The organism is Corallococcus terminator (assembly GCF_049194865.1).
Taxonomy (GTDB): Bacteria; Myxococcota; Myxococcia; order Myxococcales; family Myxococcaceae; genus Myxococcus; species Myxococcus terminator_A.
Genome location: NZ_JBLZWL010000077.1, coordinates 26842 through 48164, shown reverse-complemented (window position 1 = coordinate 48164; position 21323 = coordinate 26842). Strand labels below are relative to the sequence as shown.

21 protein-coding genes and 1 pseudogene are annotated in these 21323 nt (G+C 68.1%); 11 read left to right on the top strand and 11 right to left on the bottom strand.

From position 1 onward, the window contains the following. Positions 1 to 35: 35 nt before the first annotated feature. Positions 36 to 518: a hypothetical protein gene (locus ACN469_RS25000; protein WP_498771475.1), complete on the bottom strand. Its 483-nt coding sequence runs from the start codon at positions 516 to 518 to the stop codon at positions 36 to 38. Positions 519 to 658: 140 nt separating this feature from the next. Beyond that, complete coding sequence (locus tag ACN469_RS24995) at positions 659 to 1924, bottom strand: cytochrome P450 (RefSeq protein WP_498771473.1); 1266 nt, start codon at positions 1922 to 1924, stop codon at positions 659 to 661. A gap of 169 nt (positions 1925 to 2093) precedes the next feature. On the opposite strand from ACN469_RS24995, the gene ACN469_RS24990 reads away from it, so the two are divergent. The 3 genes from ACN469_RS24990 to ACN469_RS24980 all read left to right on the top strand — a co-directional run bounded on the left by ACN469_RS24990 (position 2094) and on the right by ACN469_RS24980 (position 4909). Beyond that, complete coding sequence (locus ACN469_RS24990) at positions 2094 to 3470, top strand: DUF2314 domain-containing protein (protein WP_498771471.1); 1377 nt, start codon at positions 2094 to 2096, stop codon at positions 3468 to 3470. A gap of 123 nt (positions 3471 to 3593) precedes the next feature. After that, a complete protein-coding gene (locus ACN469_RS24985; RefSeq protein ID WP_498771469.1) occupies positions 3594 to 4139 on the top strand; it encodes a hypothetical protein in 546 nt (181 codons plus the stop codon). Positions 4140 to 4294: 155 nt separating this feature from the next. After that, on the top strand, positions 4295 to 4909 hold the full coding sequence (locus ACN469_RS24980) for a hypothetical protein (RefSeq protein ID WP_498771467.1): 615 nt from the start codon (positions 4295 to 4297) through the stop codon (positions 4907 to 4909). A gap of 60 nt (positions 4910 to 4969) precedes the next feature. On the opposite strand, the gene ACN469_RS24975 is transcribed toward ACN469_RS24980, so the two are convergent. The 8 genes from ACN469_RS24975 to ACN469_RS24940 form a co-directional block, all read right to left on the bottom strand. Beyond that, positions 4970 to 5215 carry a hypothetical protein gene (locus tag ACN469_RS24975; protein ID WP_498771466.1) on the bottom strand — a complete coding sequence of 82 codons (246 nt, stop codon included), beginning with the start codon at positions 5213 to 5215 and terminating at the stop codon, positions 4970 to 4972. Continuing rightward, the gene (locus ACN469_RS24970) at positions 5113 to 5478 is read right to left on the bottom strand and encodes a hypothetical protein (protein ID WP_498771464.1); all 366 of its coding nucleotides are present in this window, start codon (positions 5476 to 5478) and stop codon (positions 5113 to 5115) included. Before ACN469_RS24970 ends, ACN469_RS24975 begins: the two co-directional genes overlap by 103 nt. Beyond that, a complete protein-coding gene (locus ACN469_RS24965) occupies positions 5372 to 6118 on the bottom strand; it encodes an RCC1 domain-containing protein (protein ID WP_498771463.1) in 747 nt (248 codons plus the stop codon). The genes ACN469_RS24970 and ACN469_RS24965 overlap by 107 nt, the downstream gene beginning before the upstream one ends. Positions 6119 to 6222: 104 nt before the next feature. After that, the gene (locus ACN469_RS24960) at positions 6223 to 6918 is read right to left on the bottom strand and encodes a hypothetical protein (protein WP_498771461.1); all 696 of its coding nucleotides are present in this window, start codon (positions 6916 to 6918) and stop codon (positions 6223 to 6225) included. Positions 6919 to 7161: 243 nt separating this feature from the next. After that, positions 7162 to 7308 (bottom strand): hypothetical protein, encoded by a 147-nt coding sequence (locus ACN469_RS24955; RefSeq protein WP_498771459.1) that lies wholly within the window; start codon positions 7306 to 7308, stop codon positions 7162 to 7164. A 68-nt stretch (positions 7309 to 7376) separates the two neighbouring features. Then, positions 7377 to 9167: a hypothetical protein gene (locus ACN469_RS24950; RefSeq protein WP_498771457.1), complete on the bottom strand. Its 1791-nt coding sequence runs from the start codon at positions 9165 to 9167 to the stop codon at positions 7377 to 7379. A gap of 16 nt (positions 9168 to 9183) precedes the next feature. Beyond that, on the bottom strand, positions 9184 to 9603 hold the full coding sequence (locus ACN469_RS24945) for a hypothetical protein (protein WP_498771455.1): 420 nt from the start codon (positions 9601 to 9603) through the stop codon (positions 9184 to 9186). Between the two features lie 133 nt (positions 9604 to 9736). After that, positions 9737 to 10174 (bottom strand): hypothetical protein, encoded by a 438-nt coding sequence (locus ACN469_RS24940; RefSeq protein ID WP_498771453.1) that lies wholly within the window; start codon positions 10172 to 10174, stop codon positions 9737 to 9739. A gap of 32 nt (positions 10175 to 10206) precedes the next feature. On the opposite strand from ACN469_RS24940, the pseudogene ACN469_RS24935 reads away from it, so the two are divergent. After that, positions 10207 to 10329 (top strand): annotated as a pseudogene (locus ACN469_RS24935) (sensor histidine kinase); the annotation flags it as partial. A 63-nt stretch (positions 10330 to 10392) separates the two neighbouring features. On the opposite strand, the gene ACN469_RS24930 reads toward ACN469_RS24935, so the two are convergent. Next, positions 10393 to 11838 (bottom strand): ice-binding family protein, encoded by a 1446-nt coding sequence (locus ACN469_RS24930; RefSeq protein ID WP_498771451.1) that lies wholly within the window; start codon positions 11836 to 11838, stop codon positions 10393 to 10395. Positions 11839 to 12497: 659 nt separating this feature from the next. Between ACN469_RS24930 and nth the strand changes: the two genes are divergently transcribed. From nth to ACN469_RS24895, 7 genes are all read left to right on the top strand, one after another. Beyond that, entirely contained in the window at positions 12498 to 13130 is a 633-nt protein-coding gene (gene nth, locus ACN469_RS24925) for an endonuclease III (protein ID WP_498771449.1), read from the top strand. Positions 13131 to 13220: 90 nt separating this feature from the next. Then, positions 13221 to 14543: a DUF418 domain-containing protein gene (locus ACN469_RS24920; RefSeq protein WP_498771447.1), complete on the top strand. Its 1323-nt coding sequence runs from the start codon at positions 13221 to 13223 to the stop codon at positions 14541 to 14543. Positions 14544 to 14682: 139 nt separating this feature from the next. Beyond that, entirely contained in the window at positions 14683 to 15516 is an 834-nt protein-coding gene (gene xdhC, locus ACN469_RS24915; protein WP_498771445.1) for a xanthine dehydrogenase accessory protein XdhC, read from the top strand. Between the two features lie 5 nt (positions 15517 to 15521). Continuing rightward, positions 15522 to 19325, top strand: coding sequence for a xanthine dehydrogenase molybdopterin binding subunit (gene xdhB / locus ACN469_RS24910; RefSeq protein WP_498771443.1), 3804 nt, complete (start codon positions 15522 to 15524; stop codon positions 19323 to 19325). 38 nt (positions 19326 to 19363) lie between these two features. Continuing rightward, positions 19364 to 19963, top strand: coding sequence for a bactofilin family protein (locus tag ACN469_RS24905; RefSeq protein ID WP_498771441.1), 600 nt, complete (start codon positions 19364 to 19366; stop codon positions 19961 to 19963). A 79-nt stretch (positions 19964 to 20042) separates the two neighbouring features. Beyond that, entirely contained in the window at positions 20043 to 20603 is a 561-nt protein-coding gene (locus ACN469_RS24900; RefSeq protein ID WP_498771439.1) for a hypothetical protein, read from the top strand. 92 nt (positions 20604 to 20695) lie between these two features. After that, positions 20696 to 21295: a bactofilin family protein gene (locus ACN469_RS24895; protein ID WP_498771437.1), complete on the top strand. Its 600-nt coding sequence runs from the start codon at positions 20696 to 20698 to the stop codon at positions 21293 to 21295. Positions 21296 to 21323: the final 28 nt, after the last annotated feature.

Below are 21323 nucleotides of genomic sequence, written 5' to 3'. Positions count from 1 at the left end.
TCCCCCGAGCATGAGCTGCTCGGGGGATGGCCTCATCAGGGCTCGGGGAAGCCGCCGCGCACCCACGCGTTGGCGACGTCTCTGTTGAACTTGAAGTTCATGGCCACGCGGTGCTTCGCGACGGTCGCGCCCGCGTCGTCGATGGCCACGAGCAGCGCGTGGGGCTCATACTCATCGGCCACGAGCTCGAGCCGGACCTCGTACCAGCGGCCCTCCCAGGCGATGGAGAGCTTCCGGGTCATGGCCTGGTCGTGCTGTCGCGCGGAGCGGTCGAGGACCTCCGAGGCCGTCTTCACGAAGGTCGCGAACGCTGGCGCATCGAAGGGCTTGGGGTTCTTCTTGTCGCGGCCCATCACCCACGGACTGATGAGGACGGGCTCGGCGATCCCCTGCTTGCGGATCTCCACGGCCCAGCCGTCATCCTCCTCGTTCTTGATGACCCGGGCCGACCAGCCATTCTTCCGCCAGAACGTGGGCTCCATCACTTCGGGCTCGGCAGGTGTGCGCTCGTCGCTCATAGGTGTTGTTCATACCCTCCGATGGCCATTTTCCAGAGCAGAGAATGAGCTTTCCCCCGCACCACGGAAGTCGACCGCGCGCTCGACCTCCTCGCGGCCGAGCGCTCCTCGCCACGCTGCTCGCTGGCTCGGCGCTGTCTTCAGCGCTCTTGGGGCGCGTGCACATCCCAAGCAACCTCGAGGCTCTCGTGCCGCCTGACGGTGACGCTCCTCAAGAAGGCCGGCGTCTGCCCTGGCACGAGCCGGAGCCCCGGGAGACTCCGGAGCAGGGCCTCCAGCGCCAGGCGTGCCTCGAGCCGTGCGAGCGGCGCGCCAATGCAGAAATGCAGGCCCTGCCCGAAGGCGAGGTGCTTCTTGACGTCAGGCCGCCGAACGTCGAAGCGCTCCGGCTCGTGGAACCGGGCCTCGTCGCGGTTGGCCGACGCGTAGACGATTCGGATGTGGGCGCCCTTGGGAATGGGAACGCCCCCCAGCTCCACTGCCTCCTGCGCGGTACGGAACATGGCATGCACGGGGGAGGTCATCCGCACCGCCTCTTCGACGGCGCCCGCGATGAGGCCCGGGTCGTCCCGAAGGGCCCGCAGCTGGTCCGGGTGCTCGAGCAGGAGCTCCACCGCGCCCACGATGAGACCCGCGGTCGTCTCGTGCCCCGCGAAGTGCACCTGCATCAGCATGCTCACCAGCTCCGCCATGCTCATGGGCGGCGTCATCCCCTGAGAGCCGGTGACGATGTCGCTCAGCAGGTCCTCCCGGGGGGACGTCTTTCGCTCCTCGAGCGCCGCGGCGAGGTAGCGCTGGAAGTCGACCACGCCTCGCGCGCACGCGACCTGGTGCTCAAGGGGGCCATGCGCCGCGAGGACCGTGGTCAGCTCGTCGGACCAGCGCCGGAACCTGTGGATGTCCGAGCGAGGGATTCCGAGAATCTCCGCGATGATGCTGGACGACAGCGGATGGGCGAACCGAAGGAACAGGTCCGCCCTCCCCTCCTTCCGGACGGAGTCGATGAGCTCGTCCACGAGGGCGCGGATGAAGGGCTCCTTCTCCGTGAGGCGCCGCCCGGTGAAGGCCTTGCTGACGAGGCTCCGGAAGCGCTGATGCGCTGGCGGATCATTGTCGACGAGGCTGGGGACCAGGGGGTAGCCGTCCATCAGCGCGGCGACCACCTCCGGAGGCGTCGTCGCGGCGCCCACGGTGATGGACTCGGCGGACGAGAAGCGCTCGGTATCGGCGACCACTGCGCTGATGTCCGCATGTCGCGTCACCACCCACGCCCCCAGCGCCGGGCTGAAGAACACCGGCTCCTCCCGCCGTGCACGCGCGAGGAACGGGTGGGGCTTCTCGAGGTGAGGAGAGTCGAGCGGGCGGTACTCGGACCCGAGTCCTGAAGCGGCGCTGTCCTTGAACATGCGTGCTGACCTCACTCAAAGGTTCGTCGGGTGTTCAGTGCGGAGGGGAGGCCGCGCGAATCCTAGCAGGCCAGCAAGTCGCACCCGCGCCCCGACGGTGACGACGACGTCATCCCCGGGTGGTAGGTTGCCGTCACCTACCTTCTTCAGACAGGGCGTGAGGATGAGCGTGCGTGGTGTGACCGCCAGGCGGTTGGGGTTCTGGGGCGCGGTGGTCTGTGCGCTCGTGCTCTCGGGCTGTGCCACCCGGGCGGCGACTCCCCGGTCGACTCCCCCGCTGCTGCCTCCAGGCCCGCTCTTCTCCCCGCGTGCCACGTTCCGCTTCGCCGTCGTCCACACGCCGAAGCCCGGCATCCCAGTCCTCCCGAAGGTGGAGGAGCTGGTGCGTGAGCGATTCACCGCGCTGCGGCTCGCTGGGGAGGGCGCGCCCCTGCCCACCGTGCGCGCCTCGGAGCGGGCCCTGAAGGACCATCCTCTTCCCGAGCAGAGGATGCTGGAGCTCGCCGCGCGTGGCCTCTCGCCCCAGGAGCAGGCGCAGCTCGCGGCCTCAGAGCGCGTCACCGTCCTGGAGTTCACCACCGAGCCCCCGGCTTTCGAGGCGGTGCGGCAGGCGCACGCGCTGGCGCTGGAGCTTGCCCGCGCCAGCGGCGGGCTGCTGTGGGACGAGCATGCCGGGGAGTTCTTCTCCGTGGAGGGCTGGCACGAGCGCCGGCTCGAAGGCTGGGACGGCGGCGAGCCGATTCTTCAGCGCCACTTCAACACCCGTGTCTACGCGGAATGGGACGGCACTTCACGGCTCATGACCGCGGGCCTGGGCACCTTCGGCCTCCCGGACCTGGGAGTGCAGCAGGTCCCAGCGCCGCTCTCTGGCACGGTGGGCACGTTCATGAACCTCGTTGCCCAGCTCATGCTTGAAGGCACCGCCATCCGAAAGGATGGAGTCTTCCCCATCACCGTGGATGCGCTGAAGCTCGCCTCCTATCGCGAGGCCCTGCTGCAGCAGGTGCCACCCGAGGCGCCCCGGCGCACCTTGATTGGCCTGCTCCCGGTGGACCCGAACGACGTGGAAGGCGAGAACCGGCTGCTCGAAATCATCTTCAAGGCGCGGCCTGGCGACAACCCCTCGGAGCGCCCTTATGCCGCCATCGCCGAGGTCTTCGGTACGCAAGCCGAGATTGTCCATGTCGAGGAGGACCCGGAGCTGCTGGCCGCGAGCCGCCGCGCCGTGGAGACCCTGCTCACGCGCGTCAAGCCGCGCTTCCAGGAGGGACTGGAGCTGGAGTCGAAGCTGCTCGTGAAGGCCCGCTTCACCACCCATGACGGGGGCATCGAGTGGATGTGGGTCCACGTCACGCGGTGGGAGGGCAGCGTGCTCCATGGCGTGTTGAACAGCGAGCCGGAGGCCGTGCCGGAGCTGAAGGCGGGCGCGCCCGTGACGGTGGGCGAGGACTCACTCTTCGACTACATCCTGGAGCGCGAGGGGGGCACCACCGAGGGCAACGAGACGCAGCGCCTCCTCCTTGAGCGCGCGGGCCAAGCACGGTGATTGGGAAGAGGTCTTCCCCCGCGTTTCGTGCCAGCCCCTGCGCACCGTACACCCCGCTGCACACGCCCCTGCCCCATCCCCGAGGTGACTTCCTCGGGTCCGCGCGTTGCAACTCCGCACACCATGTCCCCACGTCTCCTGCCTGCCCTCCTCCTCGTCCTCCTCCCCTTCGCGGCGCGGGCACAAGTCTCCTTCCCCAAGGATGAGCGCTGGCTCACCGTCGGCCCGCTCGTGAGCCTCACCGACCTCACGGACAAACCCCGCTTGGGTCTGGGCCTGGAGACCAGCCTCAACTGGTTGAACGACGTCCACAGCCTGGGGGCCTTCGCCCAGGCCCAGTGGATGACCCAGGGGCACGCCCGCCTCGCCGGCGGCATCCAGGGCACCCTCGTCTTCGGCGGACTGGAGCTGGGCGTCTACCACCACACGGGAACCCAGGAGCACCTGCCCACCACGGGGCTGCAGCTCACCCCTTTCGTCACGGGCATCTACGCGTCCCTGGGCGTGCGCATCGGCATCCCCCTGAGCGACAAGGGCGGAGGACTCGGCCCGGACGGAGCCCCCGGCCGCGTCCGGCGGGGCCGTGAGGTAGGGCTCGTCCTGACGGGAAAACTCCCCTTCGAGCTGAGCGACCACAGCACCTACGAGCCAGCCTATCCCTGGAACTAGGGGAGCCTCTCTCCGCGGGCCCCCTGCTCTCCCTGGCTCCGACTGTCTCACCCACCCTGGCAGAGCGGGTGAGGCGCGTTCACCATTGCCCTCCGCGACGCGGTCTACGACGCTGGCCACTGAGCAGCCCGACCGGGGCCTGCACGGAGGACTCGATGACGCGCGGTGGGTGGGTGGCGCTGATGTTGTGCTGCGGTGCGGTCACTGTGGAAGCCGCCGAGCCGCAGGTCGCCGACTGTGACTTCCGGTGGGAGTGCCAGGTCGGAGCGCACGTGTTCTCGGTGGCCTTCGACTCCGCCTCGGGCGAGTGCGTGGAGGACGACATGCGGGCCTTCGTGGAGACCTCGGGAGGGAAGACCGAGCTGCCGCTGGAGAAGGCCTGGTACGGCTCCATCGCAAACGTCGCGGATGGGAAGTCCGTCTGCCGGCTCGCCGGAGCGAAGGGGTCCGTCGGCGGTGGCGTCTCCGCCTTCGCGGTGGATGACCACCGCGCGCTGGTGTTCTTCACCCGGGACGACCGTCCCGGGTACGAATGGGTGGGCGTGGCGCTCATCAACGCGGCGACAGGGAAGGTGCTCGACGTGAAGCAGCGACTCGGTCAGTCGAAGGAGCGCGTTGTCGCCATCCTGAAGACGCCGCGTGGCTTCAAGCTCCAGTTGATTCGGGAGCACCTGAAGAACGTGCCGTGCGACTGCTCCGCCGCCTTCGCGGACGACTGGATGGCCGTCGACGTGGTCAACGGCCGGATCCACGCGCGCTGGATGCGATGAGGCACGGGGTCCCGGGGCCTGCGACGTCCCGGGGCCTGGTTTCATGCGGGTTGGACTGGCTCAGTCCAGGAGCGATGGGACAGGGAGGAGGGCCTCGGTCGGCGCTCCGCGGCCGAGCTGTCCGTCGGCGTTCTTGCCCCAGGACCACACGGTTCCATCCGGCAAGATGGCCAGCGCGTGCGTGTCGCCCGCCGCGACAGCCGTCACGCCGTTGGTGATTCCCACGACTTGATTGGGGGGCGAGGGAGAGTAGGTCGTGCCGTCGCCGCGCTGGCCGTAGAAGTTGCGTCCCGCGGCCCACAGCACGCCGTTGCCGTCCCAGGCAAAGGCCGTTTCGCCGCTTGAGACGACCTCCTGCACCCCCAGAGGACATGCGCTTCGCCGGCCGCGACCACCGAGACGTTCGTCAACCCCGGCACCTGCACGGGGGCGTGCCGCGTGATCCGGGTTCCATCTCCGAGCTCACCCGCGGTGTTGAAGCCCCAGCTCCACAGCGTGCCGTTCGACTTGATGGCGAAGGAGGTGACCTTGCCAGCGGCGACATCGACACATCCCGTCAGGCCAGACACCTGAATGGGCACGGGCTGATCGGGGTCTTGAGGGAATGGCGCATCCAGGAGCGTTCCCCAGGTCCAGACGGTGGTATCCGATTTGACGGCCAACGCATGCATCAGGCCCACGGACAGGGCCACGACGTTCGTCAGCCCTGTCACCTGGAGAGGCGTCGACCGTGCGGTGTTTGTGCCGCCCCCCAACTGCCGGAACCTGGCCCGGGGCGGCGCGCACCGCGCCCGGCGTGCTGCCCGTGGGCACGCCCAACTGCCCCGTCTGGTTGGCACCCCATGTCCAGACGGTGCCCGCGGAGAGGAGCGCCACGGAGGACTCATCACCCGCGGCGACGGAGGTGGCGTTCGTCACGCCCGGTACCTGGAGGGGCGTCGAGGTGCTGGTGAAACCGGTCCTGCCAAGCTGAGAGGAATGGTTGGCTCCCGAGGCCCAGACCGTCCCGTTCGTGCGGATGGCCAGGGAGTGACGAGTCCCCGCGGAGAGCTTGACCCGGGGCCTCGTGCGCGCAATCGCGGCTTCCTGACTGTCTTCGACTGTTGTCGCGTCAGGACTGGCGCCCTGCTGTCCACAGCCCACGGACAGCAGGAGCCCCAGCGCGACGCCCAATACATCTCGTAACCGCGAGAACGACGGATGTGCCATGTGCGACCCTCGTGAAAAAAGACGCTGTCCAGACGAGGGCGCGGATTCCGTATCCAGCTCGGAATTATCGGCCAATCAGAAATCGAGGGGAGCCCTTCAAGGTGTCAGCTCGCGTCGGCGGCCTGGGCGGCCGGCGCTCGGCACATCTCCAGTATCTTCTTCTTCTGGACGGCCGAGGCGCCCGCCCAGTCGGGATGTTCCGAGGCAACGCAGGTCGGCTGGGAGGGAGCCTCCGGCTTGGAGAGCAATGCACCAGGGCCGCTGGTCTGTCCCAACTCCAGCTCCAGCAGCATGCCGCGGATGGCCTCCGCCTCATCCTTCCCGGTCATCCGGTCCCGGCCGTGCCAGAGCGAGCCGACGACGACACTCTCGTCGCAGCTCGGCACCCAGGCGGGCGGGGCGTCACTGCACACAGCGCGGCCATCCAAGGTGGGCTTGCCGATCAAGTCCATCCGGGTAACGCCGTCCTCGCGTGGCGTCAGCAGCACGAAGAACATGGACCCCACCGTGTTCGTGGAGCCGTGGATGAGGTCGGACCCCGACACCGTGGTCAACGCCGTGCGCTGTCCCTTGAAGACGTAGACGAGGCTCCCGTCCTTGCGGACTTGCCTCTCCGTCACCGGGAAGCCGCGCTTGCTCATCAACTCCGTGATGCGTCGCGCGGCGTCATCCGTGCCTCCTTGGAGGAGCGCCTCGGACTCCTTCGCGTCCAGGAATGAGCGGCTGCTGGTCCGAATGCTGGAGATGCAGCCGCTGCCCAGAATCACCATGCCCGCCAGGGCCCATGCTTGGATTTTCATGGGAAGTCTCCCTAGCATTTGTCATTCCAGGCTCATCGCTCGTCTGGCTTTCGAGCGGAGGGGCCCCCGGAACCTTGCGTCCGCGCCGCGTGTCCTCACGACAGACCTTGCTGCGGGGAAGTACGTAGATGCGGATTCCGCATGTTTTGCGGAAATTGCACTGCCATTTCTTCCACGCGCGTGTCTCCACCCGCGTCGCCTCGGGCCTCGCGCCAGACAGGAGACGTGCCACCAAACCCCTTTTCAGGACTCGGGGAAGCCGCCGCGCACCCACGCGTTGGCGACGTCTCTGTTGAACTTGAGGTTCATGGGCACGCGATGCTTCGCGACGGTCGCGCCCGCGTCGTCAATGGCCGAGAGCAGTGCGTGGGGCTCATGCTCATCGGCCATCCTCCTCGTTCTTGATGACCCGGGCCGACCAGCCATTCTTCCGCCAGAACGTGGGCGTGGCGGCGTGCTCAGTCCAGGATGAGTGAGTAGGGGCCGTACGTGAAGCTCCCGGAGGCGCGGTCAGGCCGGATCCGGATGTGGTGGAGGCCCGATTGGGTGGGAGTGAAGTTCCCCTCGAAGCTCCTGGGTACCTCCGTTCCATCCGGGGCCACCACACTCACCACCGTCCAGAAACTGGCGGTGGCCTTCACCCGACGCGCCTGACCCGCGAGCAGGCGCAGCGAGAACACGTCCACGTCGAACATTGAGTCCAGCACAGCGGGCAGCAGCAGCGGATAGGTGATGGGCGTCGCATGGTCCAAGTCATCCCCATGGTCATCCCTGCCCAGGTACTCCAGCGTGAGCTGGTAGAGCCCCGACCTGACGACGACGTAGACCGGAGCCGTCGCGTCGGCGTCCAGGTGGTAGCTGAGGGTGGTGCCCTGGGTCGTCTTGAGAGTTCGAAGCGGCCCGGCCGGTGACTCGAGTTTCGGGTCACATCCGGTGCAGCTCACCCGGTAGAGGGCATTGGCCTCCATGGAGAAGGTGAACACGTCCACGTCCGTGCTCACGTAGCACGCGCCGGAGACAGGCTGGCCCGGTTCGAGCGGAGTGGCTGTCGCGGGTGTGTCCCCATGGTCATCGGGTCCCAGGCCACGGGCCCGGATGGAGAAGGTGCCCGCACGCCCGAACGGAGCGACATCCACCTCCAGGAAGTAGACCGCCTCCTCGGACGCCAGGAAGGTGGAGCCACCGGACAGGGTCTGGAGCACCGTCCCCTGCGCGTTCTTCAGCCTCACTGCGCCCGCGCTGCCGGTGCCTCCCGTCCGCTCAAGAGAGTAATGGTGCCCGGCACGCATGGAGAAGGAGAAGACATCCACGTCGAGGCGCGTCTCCAAGTGTCCCGTGAGCTGGGAGGGAAGCAGCACTTCGGTCGCGTCCACGAGGGTGTCCCCGTGGTCGTCGGAGCCCAGGTCCTCCAGGCGACAGGAATAGGGGCCCACGTAGGCCGCCGCGAAGCCCACCTCCACGAAGTACTCGGCGACAGCGGCTGCATCCACCGAGACGCGCGTCGGCTGGTTCTCGACATACGTATAGACATCCACCATCTGCCCGGTGCCATTCGTGAGCAGCAGGTGGGGCCCCACGCTGTACCCAGGGACGACCTCACAACTGAAGAGGTAGATGTGTCCTACCTGGGTGGTGAAGGAGAAGACATCCCGGTCCAGTCCACCGGAGAGCTGTCCCGTGAAAGGCACGGAGGACGGTGTCACCGGAGTGGCGTACTCCCGAGCATCCCCGTGGTCGTCCGTGCCCAGGGTCTCGAACTGGAGCGTATAGGCCGCATGGGCGATGGGGTTCTGCGCGAAGGTCGACGTCACCTCCACCCGATAGGTGCCGTCATGCGTCGCATTGAAGGAGGCCGTGCCCGTGGGCTCCCCCGTGGACGCTCCCGTGGGGGAGAGGACCTTCACCTTGCAGGGCACGGCCGAGTTCTGGGACGTGCAGGTGACACCATGGAAGGCCCCGTGCGACAGGGACACGGTGAACACATCCATGTCCGTGTGCAGCTCCATGACGCCCATGGCCTGGGTGCTCGGGAGCCAAGGCGTGGCCGTTTCCACGGTGTCACCATGATCATCCGGCCCCACGTCCTCGAGCACGCAGCTGTAGGAGCCCGACAGCTCCTCGTGGACGGCGAACATCCTCAAGTAGGTGGTCTGCGCCGAGTGGGTCTTGAAGTAGAGGCTGCGTCCGGACGAAATCGTGACGGGGCTGGGCTCGGCTGGCGTGGACGGGTCCCACCACCGCCGCGACACCGCTCGGCGAGGCAGCTCACCGGCCCGTCCTGGAGAGGCTCTCCGAGGCGCCTGGTGGACGTGCGCCGACGACGGCGGGGCGGCCCGCGAGCAGGAGGCCCAGGATCGCGGCTGCGCCCGCTGCATGGATCCCCCCTACCCAGGCTGGCGACATCACCGTCGCGCCCGCGCCCACGATGAAGGCCAGGGTCGCGAGGGCCGCCGACAGGCGCCAGGCCCAGAGTCTGCGGCGGAACAGGAACCCAGCCGCGACGGCCACCACGACTCCGTGGGCCAGCAACGCCGTGGACAGCAGCGCGGACATCTCGGCCGCCATGAGTCCCGCGAGCAGCAGATAGGGAACCACCAGGGCCTGCGAGATGGCCGCACCGGTGATGAAACCGCCTCCGCGCTGGGAGACCTGGGGGGGCGATTCACTCGCGACCGTTTCGCTCATGGGGCAGCACGGTAGCGCATCCAAGGCGGGCCGGCGCCGCCGTTCATGACGAGCGGCGCCGGGCGTGAACCGCTAACAAGGATACATCTTCGCTCCCATTCCTGGCACCGCGGTGTTCATCCCTGGGGCAGTCCTACGACGGGCGGAAATGAGTCAAAAGCAACCTGAGCGCACCCAGACCGATGACAGCCTTCGCAGCGAGCGCGCGAGGGCGGATCGAGCGCTGGAACAGAAGCGGGCCTCGATAGAGGAGGACCTGGACGCGGTCTTGGCCCGCGCTCACGACCGCGCGGATGAGGTGCTCAAGACAGCCCGCGCGAAGGCCGACACGACGACCCTCGGCTCCAGCGCCGCGCTCGAGGTCGAGCGGACAGCAGAGGACCGCGTCCTGGCTGAGGAGCGCACCCCGCAGGCCGCTCAACTGACCAGCGAGCGCGACGAGCGGCGGCGAGCCCTCGCGGAGTTGCTCCGCTTCGAGCGTGAGGAGACCGACAAGGACCTGTTGCTCGAGCGCAGGGGGGCCGACGCCGCACTGGTCACCCGCGATGATTTTCTCGGGATGGTCAGCCATGACCTCCGCTCGCTGCTGGGCGGCATCGCGGCGAGCACGGGCTCGGGTTGCACATCTCCAAGTGCATCGTCGAGGCGCATGGCGGGCGAATCTGGGCGGAGAGCACCCTTGGCACTGGCAGCACGTTCCACTTCACGCTGCCCCTCGCGGAGTAGGGCCGAAACGCAATCGGGGGACAGGTCACTTGGACCTGTCCCCCGAAGTCCAGCGACCCGACGCTAGCGGGGAGGCTGAGTGACCGTGGCCTGCTGCAGGGCCACCTGCGTCTGCGACAGGATGCGTCCGTTCATCGTCGCGCCCGTCTGCAGCGTGACGTCGGTCTTGCAGAGCAGGACGCCCTCGAAGTGCGAGCCGGCGCCCATCGTCGCCCGGCCGGCGACCTGCCAGAAGATGTTCTTCGCCTGCGCGCCGCCGCTCAGGGTGATGCGCTGGGCCGCGCTCACCATCAGGTCTCCCGTGGTCTGGAAGATCCACACGTCATTCGCGCCGCCGGAAATCGTCACGTTGGTCGGGAGGGTCACCGTGCTCGTCCACTTGTAGAGCCCCGGCGCCAGGGTCCTCCCGCCGATGTTGCCCGTGCCCAGCTCGAGGAAGTCGGGCGTCGGCCGGCTGGCGGCGTCGGTGTAGGCGCCCTCCATGTTGCCCACCGCCGTGGTCAGGTTGGAGGGCGTCGGCACCGCGTAGTTGGCGGCGTAGGCCCTGCCGACAATCTGCGGCGAGGACGCGAAGATGTTCGTGGCGTCCGCGACCAGCGAGAAGCCGGTGAGGTAGCTCGCGGCGGCCGGGCCGAGCCCGATGTCGCCCGTCACCGAGGAAGCAGGCACCGTCGAGACGCCCGACTTGGCCAGGATGGCGTAGTTGCCGGCCGTCCCCAGCGACACCGGCATGGGGCCCATCGCGGCCGAGGTGCCCGTCGTGAAGCTCCACGTGAAGGCGCTCGCCAGTCGATTGCCGTTCAGGTCCTTGACGTCCGTGCTCACCGAGGCCGTGAGGATGGCGCTGGAGGCCAGCGCGCTCCCGGGAGTGAAGGTCGCGGTGGTACCGGGGCCGTAGACCACGGTGCCAGGCACCTGCGTGGCGTCCTGCCGGACGGTGAAGGTGGCGGAGGTGAGGGTGAGCGGGTCCATCGCCTCGCTGAAGCTCACCGTGACCTTCCGGTTGATGGCCACACCGACGCTCTCGGCGACGGGGGTCGTCGAGCTGACCTGGGGCGGGGTGGTGTCCGCCGCCACGCCCGTCGTGAAGCTCCAGGAGCGGGCCGCCGCGAGGCTCGTGCCCTCCGCGGACTTCGCTCCGGTGGTGATGGTGGCGGTGTAGACGCTGCTCGCGGTCAGGCTGCTGGAGGGCGAGAAGGTCGCCGTCCTTCCATCGGCGCTGGTCGCCACGGTTCCCGTGACGGCGGTCGTTCCCTCCTTCAGCGTGAAGGTCGTCCCGGTGAGGGCTTCCATGGCCAGGTCGAAGGAGGCGGAGAGGGTCGCGTTGAGCGGCACGCTGGTGGCACCGTCCACGGGGGAGGTCGCGGTGAGTGTCGGCGCCGGCTTCGGCTCGGGGTCATCCGTCCCGCCGCAGGCGGTGATGGCCAGCGTCAGCAGGACGATGCCAAGCCGGGTCGCGAGGCTGCTATGGATAGACGGGTGGCGCGAAGTGGAGGGAGAGAAAGTCAAGAAGGCTCCGAGGGGGGGACCCGCCTGGACGAGGCGCAGCGATGCGCTTCCAGTCCAGAGGGGTTCGTGGGGGATGAATCCTTTGCCCCGAGCGAGTCTCGCCAGGGAAGGTTCTGCGACCAAACTAAGTCAGCCATGGCCCACGTCAAGGCAGGTGGGTGAGCAATTCAAGAGGTTCGCAGCGACCGATGACCGCTCTCACGAAGCCTTTGTGCGACGTGGCGCCGAAAGCCGGTGCGACGGATCCGGAAATGCGGTCGCTTGTGAGCGGAAAGCGCGTGGCGGTCTCACTTAAACGTGCCGCAATCCCGCGGCAAATATCTGCGTGCGGACCTGGAGCCCCGCGAGGCAGCGGAAGTCCGTGTCGTCACCCGAAACCCGCGGCTCCGCCGACGAGACTGTCTCGACAACATCAATCGGTGCATTGTCAAATCACGACGATGCGGCGGAGCCCAAACCCACACTGTCCGAGGAACCCTCTCCACACAACCGCGCGCACGCCTCAAGGAATGCACACACCACTCGGGCGCCTCGCCTCCCGCGCCAACCGCCCCCCGTGGAGTGCGCACTCACGGTAGAGTCCGGCACGCTCCGGAACGCGCCACCGCTTCCGAGCCCGTGGCTGTCAGACATCCCGGGTAGGATGTCCTCCACACCCCATGAAACCCGCCGAGAAAGCCACCCTCCTCCTTGAGCGCCTGCGCGAGAAGCACCCCGACGCGCGCTACGAGCTCAACTGGTCCACGCCGTTCGAGCTGCTCGTCGCCACCATCCTCGCGGCGCAGTGCACCGACGAGCGCGTCAACCGCGTCACCGCCACCGTGTTCCCCAAGTACCCGGGCCCCCAGGCCTTCGCCGACGCCGACACCGAGGCGCTGGAGGAGGACCTCAAGCCCACCGGGTTCTTCAAGCAGAAGACCAAATCCGTCCAGGCCATGAGCCGCGCGCTGCTCGCGGACTTCGGCGGCGAGGTCCCCCGCACCGTGGACGCGCTGGTGACGCTGCCCGGCGTGGCGCGCAAGACGGCCAACGTCGTCCTCAACACCGCCTTCGACCTGGCGTCCGGCATCATCGTCGACACCCACGTCGCCCGCGTCAGCCAGCGACTCGGGTTGTCGAAGCACGACAAGCCGGAGGCGATTGAAGAGGACCTGATGAAGCTGGTGCCTCAGGACGCCTGGACCTTCTTCGGCCCCGCCACCGTCCTGCATGGCCGCTACACCTGCACCGCCAAGAAGCCGAAGTGCGACGAGTGCATCGTGAAGGATGTCTGCCCACGCATCGGCGTGTAGACCCACCTGCTCCTCTGGAAGCGCGCTCAATCCACCGCTGCCGTGGAATACCGGCAATGAAGCGCGGGTTCGGACGTTCTTTCCGGAGCCATGACTCCTGCACCATCCGCGGTGACCACCCCGGAGGCACGCCCGGTCGACTCGGGCGAGCGTCTGGTGTTGCTCGACACGCTGCGCGGCTTCGCGCTCTGCGGCGTGTTCATCTCCAATACCTTCATGTGGTTCAGCGGACGGGCCTTCATCCCCCGCGAGCAGTTGGAGGCGCTGTTCGCAAATGGGACGCTGCTCGACAAGATACTGCTGCCCGTCGTCACGACGCTGGTGAGCGGGCGGTTCATCACCATCTTCTCGTTCCTCTTCGGGCTGGGCTTCGCGGTGCAACTGGGGCGGGCCGAGGCGCGGGGCTCGCCCATCAATCGCGTGTATGTCCGCCGGCTCGCGGTGATGCTCCTGCTGGGGCTCACCCACCTGACGCTCATCTGGTACGGGGACATCCTCAGCAACTACGCCCTGATTGGCTTCTCGCTGCTGTGGTTCCGGCGCCGGGAGGACCGGACGATTCTCAAGGTGGCGGCGGTGCTGCTCTTCGTGTGGCCCATCGTCAGCGCGGTCCTCTTCAAGCTGCCGCAGCTGATGGCCGCCTCGCCGGAGGCCGCCGCCGAGCTGGCGAAGCTGGAGATGGAGCGCGGCGCGGCCCTCAAGGCGGACACCCTGTCGGTCTTCCAGAACGGGAACTGGTGGGCGGTGGCGAAGGCCGGCCTGTACTTCTGGCGGCGCGAGTTCCTGCTCATGATGAGCGTCAACGCGCTGGCGCTGCTGGGCCGCTTCCTCCTGGGCTTCTACGCGGGCCGCAAGCGCCTGTTCCATGACGCGCCCCAGCATCTGGCCTTCTTCCGTCGCCTGTTCTTCTGGGGATTGGGGCTGGGGTTGCTGGGCAGCAGCGTGGGCGTGGTGCTCCAGCAGCTGATGCTCCGCAAGATCCTCACCCCGGAGACACTGCCCGTGTGGGTGCCCATGGCGCTGGCTCCGGTGCGGGCCATGGGCGAGCTGGGCATGGCCGCCACGTACGTGTCGGGCATCACCCTGCTCTTCCAGCGCGCGACGTGGCAGCGGCTGCTGTCCGTGCTCGCCCCGGTGGGTCGCATGGCGCTGACGAACTACCTGAGCCAGTCCGTCATCAGCATCCTGGTGTTCTACGGCTACGGCCTGGGGCTCGTCGGCAAGCTGACGCCCAGCCTGTCCATCCTGTACTGCCTGGGGGTCTTCTCCGTTCAAATCGTGGCGAGCCACCTGTGGCTCGCGCGCTTCCGCTTCGGGCCCATGGAGTGGGTGTGGCGCTCGCTGACGTACGGCAAGGCCCAGCCCATGCGCCGGAGCACCGAGGCGGCCGGCTCGGCGGTGGCGACGACGTGAGCGACTGACGGGGGCGTCCTCCCGGGCTTCCAGGCCCCGGGGCGGGGGGTGGCTCGGACACCGAGCCGCCGTCCAGCCTCCAGACTCCTGATGAGGACCATCCCCGTCTGACTCCGGGTGTGGCAGACTCACAGGGACCATGTGGGATTGGGTCCGCCAGCTGGGCGAGTGGGCGCGCGAGGATGCGCCCTTCGCCGTGGCCACCGTTACAGCGTGTCAGGGAAGCACCCCCGCCGAGCCCGGCGCGAAGCTGCTGGTGCGTGGGGACGGCGCGTTTCACGGCACGGTGGGCGGCGGACACCTGGAGCAGCTCGTGCTCGCCGACGCTCGGGCCTGTCTGGAGCGTGGGGAGTCCCGCTCCTATCGCTATCCGCTGGGCGCGAAGCTCGGCCAGTGCTGTGGGGGCGTGGTGGACGTCTTCGTGGAGCCCGTCAACCACGGGCCTCGCCTGTACCTCTTCGGGGCCGGGCATGTGGGCCAGGCGGTGTGCCGCATCCTCGAGGGGACGCCCTTCCGGGTGCACCTGGTGGACGAGCGCCCCGAGTGGCTCCACGGCGAGCGCGTGCCCGCCGCGGTGACGCGCCACGAGGAGTCCTGGGAGGACTTCGTGGCCCATGCCGTGTGGGATGCGCGCCGGACGTACGTCGCGGTGATGACGCACCGGCATGACCTGGACCAGGACGTCATCGCCGCCGCGCTGGAGAAGCCCGCGCGCTACATCGGCCTCATCGGCAGCAAGACGAAGTGGGCGCGCTTCCGACAGCGGTTGGAAGCGCGAGGCGTGCCCACGTCGCTGCTGAGCCGGGTGCAGTGCCCCATGGGGCTGGAGCTGGGGGGCAAGTCACCCCAGGAGGTCGCGGTGAGCATCGCCGCGGGACTGCTCCAGCTCCACCACCAACCTTTCGTTGAAACCCGCACCGAGCCATCCGCCTCGGAGCCGCCCCGCCTGCGCGGGGTTTCGTCTGGAGAATGAGCACCATGTTCGAGTTCCGGCTCAACGGGAGCCTGGTCCGCGTCGCGGACGTGTCGCCCAACACCACGCTGCTCGACTTCCTGCGCGCGCGCGGCGCCACGGGGACGAAGCAGGGCTGCGCCGAGGGAGACTGTGGCGCGTGCACCGTGGCCCTGGTCGACCGCGATGCCCAGGGCAACCGCTGCCTGCGCGCGTTCAACAGCTGCATCACCCTGGTGCCCATGGTGGCCGGGCGCGAAGTGGTGACGGTGGAGGGCGTGGGCTCGCGCGAGAAGCCGCACCCCGTGCAGCAGGCGATGGTGAAGCACTACGGTTCGCAGTGTGGCTTCTGCACGCCGGGCTTCATCGTCTCCATGGCGGAGGGGTACTCGCGGCCGGAGGTCTGCACCCCCGAGGCCGTGGCGGACCAGCTCTGTGGAAACATCTGTCGCTGTACCGGCTACCGGCCCATCCGCGACGCGATGATGGAGGCGCTCGCGGCGCGTGACGCGGCAGTGGGCTTGCAGTCGCTGCCGGGCACGCCGCTCGGGGGCCCTGCTTCGCCGGTGTCGGCGTTGAGCTATGAGGCCGGGGGCCAGAAGTTCCTGCGGCCCACGTCGTGGGAGGAGCTGCTCGCGCTGAAGGCCGCGCACCCGGAGGCGCTGCTCGTGGCGGGTGCCACGGAGCTGGGCGTGGACATCACCAAGAAGGCGCGGCGCTACCCGTTCCTCATCTCCACCGAGGGCGTGGAGTCCTTGCGTGCCATCCGCCGTGAAGCGGACGGCTGGTACGTGGGCGGCGCGGCGACGCTCGTGGACCTGGAGGACGCGCTCGGGAAGGACGTGCCCGAGCTGGGGAAGATGCTCAACGTCTTCGCCTCGCGCCAGATTCGTCAGCGGGCCACCCTGTCCGGGAATCTCGTGACGGCGTCGCCGATTGGCGACCTGGCGCCGGTGCTGCTCGCGCTGGATGCGCGGATGGTGCTGTCGTCGGCGAAGGGTGAGCGGACGGTGGCGCTGTCGGACTTCTTCCTCGCGTACCGGAAGACGGCGCTCCAGGTGGACGAGGTCGTGCGGTTCATCGTCATCCCGCATGCGCCTTCGGCGGCCAGTGGGCTCAAGCGGGTGTCGGACTCGTTCAAGGTGTCCAAGCGGCGCGAGCTGGACATCAGCATCGTGGCGGCGGGCTTCTGCGTGGAGCTGGACGCGGGCGGCGTGGTGCGCACGGCGCGGCTCGGGTACGGCGGCGTGGCGGCCACTCCCATTCGCGCGCGGCGCACGGAGGAGCTGCTCGTCGGCCAGCCGTGGACTCGGGAGACGGTGGACAAGGTGCTCCCCGTGCTCTCGGGAGAGCTGTCCCCCATCAGCGACTTGCGCGGGAGCGCGGAGTACCGGCGTGGGCTCATCGTGAGCCTGTTCGAGAAGTTCTTCTCGGGGGAGCAGAGTCCCTCGATAGACGCGGCGCCGGGCTTCCTCACGGGGGACGCCGAGGCACCCTCGGACGCCAGCCGTGTGCTGCGGCACGAGAGCGCGCTGGGCCATGTGACGGGGGCCGCGAAGTACGTGGACGATGTGGCGCAGGGCCGGCCCATGCTGGAGGTGTGGCCGGTGTTCTCGCCGCATGCGCACGCGCGAATCCTGCGCAGGGATGCGACGGCCGCGCGGGCCCTGCCGGGCGTGGTGACGGTGCTGCTCGCGGAGGACATCCCGGGGATGAACGACACGGGGCCCATCCGCCATGACGAGCCGCTCCTGGCGAAGGACGAGGTGCTGTTCCACGGGCAGCTCGTCGCCGTGGTGGTGGGCGAGAGCATCGACGCGTGCCGCGAGGCCGCGAAGCAGGTGGTGGTGGAGTACGAGCCGCTGCCGGCCATCCTCACGGTGGAAGACGCGATGGCGCAGGGCAGCTACCACACCGAGCCGCATGTCATCCGGCGCGGCGACGTGGACGCGGCGCTCGCGGCGAGCCCGCGTCGGCTGTCGGGCACGGTGACGATGGGCGGGCAGGAGCACTTCTACCTGGAGACGCAGGCTGCCTTCGCCGAGAAGGGCGATGACGGCGACGTCACGGTGGTCTCCTCCACGCAGCACCCTTCCGAGGTGCAGGCGGTGATCTCCCACGTGCTGCACCTGCCGCGCAGTCGGGTGGTGGTGCAGTCCCCGCGCATGGGTGGCGGCTTCGGTGGCAAGGAGACGCAGGGCAACTCGCCCGCGGCCATTGTCGCGCTGGCCGCGTGGCACACGGGCAAGCCGGTGCGGTGGATGATGGACCGGGACGTGGACATGATGGTGACGGGCAAGCGTCATCCGTTCCATGCGACGTTCGAGGTGGGCTTCACCGAGCAGGGCAAGCTGCTCGCCCTGCGCGCGCAGCTCGTGTCGAACGCGGGCTGGTCCTTGGACTTGTCCGAGTCGATTACGGACCGCGCCCTCTTCCATCTGGACAATGCCTATTACGTCCCGGCCATGAGCTACACGGGCCGCGTGGCGAAGACGCATCTGGTGTCCAACACGGCCTTCCGTGGCTTCGGCGGTCCGCAGGGCATGCTGGTGGGCGAAGAGGTCCTCGACCGCGTGGCGCGCACGCTGGGCCTGCCGCCGGAGGAGGTGCGCGAGCGCAACTTCTACCGGGGCACCGGTGAGACGAACACGACGCACTACGGCCAGGAGCTGGAGGACGAGCGGCTTCCACACCTGTGGCGTGAGCTGAAGGACTCGTCGGACTTCGCGCGTCGGCGTCGGGAGGTGGAGGAGTTCAACGCGAGTTCACCGCGAATCAAGCGCGGGCTGGCGATGACGCCGATGAAGTTCGGCATCTCCTTCACGGCGACGTTCCTGAATCAGGCGGGCGCGCTGGTGCATGTGTACCGGGACGGCTCGGTGATGCTGTCGCACGGCGGCACGGAGATGGGCCAGGGCCTGCATACGAAGATTCAGGGCGTGGCCATGCGCGAGCTGGGATTGCCCGCGGACGCCATCCGGGTGGCGAAGACGGTGACGGACAAGGTGCCCAACACCTCCGCCACGGCGGCTTCGTCAGGCTCGGACTTGAATGGCGCGGCGGTGCGCGAGGCGTGCGTCACGCTGAGTGAGCGGCTGGTGCCGGTGGCCGTGAAGCTGCTGGCGGCGCGACATGGACGCACCGTGGGGCCGGAGGCAGTGGAGTTCCACGACGGGCGCGTGGGAGTGAAGGATGCGTCCGTGTCCTTCGCGGAGGTGGTGGACGCGGCGTACCTGGCGCGCGTGGGGCTCTCGGTGACGGGCTACTACCAGACGCCGGGCATCGGCTACGACAAGGCGAAGGGCCGGGGGAAGCCGTTCCTCTACTTCGCGTATGGCGCGGCGGTGACGGAGGTGGAGGTGGACGGCCACACGGGCATGAAGCGGGTGCTCCGGGTGGACCTGCTGGAGGATGTGGGCGACTCGCTCAACCCAGGCGTCGACCGGGGACAGATTGAAGGCGGCTTCGTCCAGGGCATGGGCTGGCTGACGGGTGAGGACCTGCGCTGGGACGCGAAGGGGCGGCTGCTCACGCACTCCGCCAGCACGTACCCGGTGCCCGCGTTCAGCGATGCGCCGGTGGACTTCCGCGTGCGGTTGCTGGAGCGGGCGCGGCAGCACAACACGATTCACGGCAGCAAGGCCGTGGGCGAGCCGCCGCTGATGCTGGCGCTGTCGGTGCGCGAGGCGCTGCGGGATGCGGTGGGCGCGTTCGGGGCGCCGGGCGGAGAGGTGGAGCTGGCCTCCCCTGCAACGCACGAGGCCCTGTTCCTGGCCATCCAGAAGCGTGAGGCCCGGAGCAAGGCGGAGTCGGGGCTGGTCGCGGCGTAGCCTCTGGGCGCCGCTTTATCGATGGTCTTGGAGGTGACGTGGACGCGCAGACACTGAAGTCCCTGAAGACGAAGCTCCGGCCCGTGAAGGACGAGGACCTCGAGCAGATTCGTGACGAGGACATCGCTGGAGTCCTCGGCGATGACAGCTGGGTTCACGAGGGAGACCTCGTGATTGAGGGAAATCTCAGCGTGACTGAGGGAGGGCTGTTGGTCCTGGGGGACCTGACGGTGAGCGGCGAGGTCACGACGGATGAGACGGGGACGTTGGCGGTCACAGGCCAGCTCAAGGCCCACCACCTCTACCTGGAGGGCAACCTGGAGGTTCACGGGGACGCCACGCTTCGAGGAGTCGTCTACGGCTTCTACGAAGCGGGCATCTCCCGGGTCCACGGCAAGACGACCGCGAAGCTCGGCCTGATTGGCAATCACGACTGGTCTTGCGACAGCGAGCACTACGAAGTCGTCGGTCGCTTCAGCAACCACAGCAAGCTCGTGGAAGGAGACCCGGAGGCCATCCGCAAGCTCGTCGGCGACAAGGAGTTCGCCCAGCTCGCGCGCATGCTGGGTGTGAGCAAGGATGAGCCCGAGGGCAAGTCGAACAGCGCCTGGGGACTGAGCCTCTTCCACCGGGTCTGACCTGGCCGCCGATGTGATTCACAAACGCCGCTCACTCCCCGAGAGCAGGGACGATGTGACGACACATACGTTGGAGTCGTTGAAGCCTCGGCTTCGGAGGGCCCGGGACATCGCGGAACTCGTGCTCGATGAGCACGCAACGTTCCTCAACGGTGACACCTGGGTCCACGAGGGAGACCTGGTGCTCGAAGGGGAGCTTGAGGTGAAGCGAGGGGCGCTGCTGATCCTGGGAAACCTGAGGGTCAGCGATGCCGTCGGGACGGACGAGAGCGGCAAGCTCGTCGTCACGGGTCGACTCGATGCCCGCCATCTCTATCTGGAAGGCGACCTGCGGGTGCACAAGGACGTTGCGCTCCGAGGCGCCCTCTTCGGCTTCTACGCCGCGGGCAATTCACAGGTCTACGGACGGACAACCGCGAAGCTCGGTCTCATCGGCGACCATGAATGGGAGTGCGATGACGAGCACTACGAGGTCTCTGGCCGCTTCTCGAACTTCGTCGAGCTTCAAGAGGGAGACCCTGATGCCATCCGCCAGCTCATGGGCGACAAGGAGTTCGCCATTCTCGCGCCCATGCTGGGTCTGTCCGACGAGGACACGGACAGCGATGGCTACGGAATGAAGCTCTTCCTCCGGGTCTGAGCAAAAGCGCGAGGCTGGGGGCAAGGCGGAGTCGGAACGGGTCGTGGCGTAGGTCCTGGACGCCGAGTCATCGATGAACGTGGAGACGTGACTTGAACGAGCAGACACCGCAGGCGCTGAAGCCAAAGCTCCGGCCCGTGAAGGACGAAGACCTCAAGCTGATTCGTGACGAGGACATCGCTGGCGTCCTCGGCGATGACTGTTGGGTTCACGAGGGAGACCTCGTGATTGAGGGAGACCTCCGCGTGGACTCGGGGGCGCTATTGGTCCTGGGAGACCTGACGGTGAGCGGCGCCGTCGCGACAGATGAGACGGGCACGTTGGCAGTCACAGGCCAGCTCAAAGCACACCACCTCTATCTGGAGGGCAACCTGGAGGTCCACGGGGACGCCACGCTTCGAGGAGTCGTCTACTGCTTCTGCGTAGCGGGCAACTCCCGGGTTTACGGCGCGACGACGGCGAAGCTCGGCCTGATTGGCGGTCACGACTGGTTTTCCTACATCGAGCACTTTGAAGTCTCGGTGCGCTTCGCCAACAACCACAAGCTCTTGGAAGGAGACCCGGAGGCTATCCGCAAGCTCGTCGGCGACAAGGAGTTCGCCCAGCTCGCGCGCCTGCTGGGGGTGAGCAAGGAAGAGGCGGAGGGCTCGTCGAACAGTGTCCGGGGACTGAGTCTCTTCCACCGGGTCTGACCTGCCCCGCATCGGTCACTGCCCAGCA

Coding starts and splice junctions, on each gene's coding strand:
- xdhC (WP_498771445.1), top strand. CDS start 14,683: ATGTGGGATTGGGTCCGCCAGCTGGGCGAGTGGGCGCGCGAGGATGCG.
- ACN469_RS24960 (WP_498771461.1), bottom strand. CDS start 6,918: ATGAAAATCCAAGCATGGGCCCTGGCGGGCATGGTGATTCTGGGCAGC.
- ACN469_RS24965 (WP_498771463.1), bottom strand. CDS start 6,118: ATGGCACATCCGTCGTTCTCGCGGTTACGAGATGTATTGGGCGTCGCG.
- ACN469_RS24940 (WP_498771453.1), bottom strand. CDS start 10,174: ATGGCTGACCATCCCGAGAAAATCATCGCGGGTGACCAGTGCGGCGTC.
- ACN469_RS24955 (WP_498771459.1), bottom strand. CDS start 7,308: ATGGCCGATGAGCATGAGCCCCACGCACTGCTCTCGGCCATTGACGAC.
- ACN469_RS25000 (WP_498771475.1), bottom strand. CDS start 518: ATGAGCGACGAGCGCACACCTGCCGAGCCCGAAGTGATGGAGCCCACG.
- nth (WP_498771449.1), top strand. CDS start 12,498: ATGAAACCCGCCGAGAAAGCCACCCTCCTCCTTGAGCGCCTGCGCGAG.
- ACN469_RS24985 (WP_498771469.1), top strand. CDS start 3,594: ATGTCCCCACGTCTCCTGCCTGCCCTCCTCCTCGTCCTCCTCCCCTTC.
- ACN469_RS24980 (WP_498771467.1), top strand. CDS start 4,295: ATGACGCGCGGTGGGTGGGTGGCGCTGATGTTGTGCTGCGGTGCGGTC.
- ACN469_RS24920 (WP_498771447.1), top strand. CDS start 13,221: ATGACTCCTGCACCATCCGCGGTGACCACCCCGGAGGCACGCCCGGTC.
- ACN469_RS24995 (WP_498771473.1), bottom strand. CDS start 1,924: ATGTTCAAGGACAGCGCCGCTTCAGGACTCGGGTCCGAGTACCGCCCG.
- ACN469_RS24945 (WP_498771455.1), bottom strand. CDS start 9,603: ATGAGCGAAACGGTCGCGAGTGAATCGCCCCCCCAGGTCTCCCAGCGC.
- xdhB (WP_498771443.1), top strand. CDS start 15,522: ATGTTCGAGTTCCGGCTCAACGGGAGCCTGGTCCGCGTCGCGGACGTG.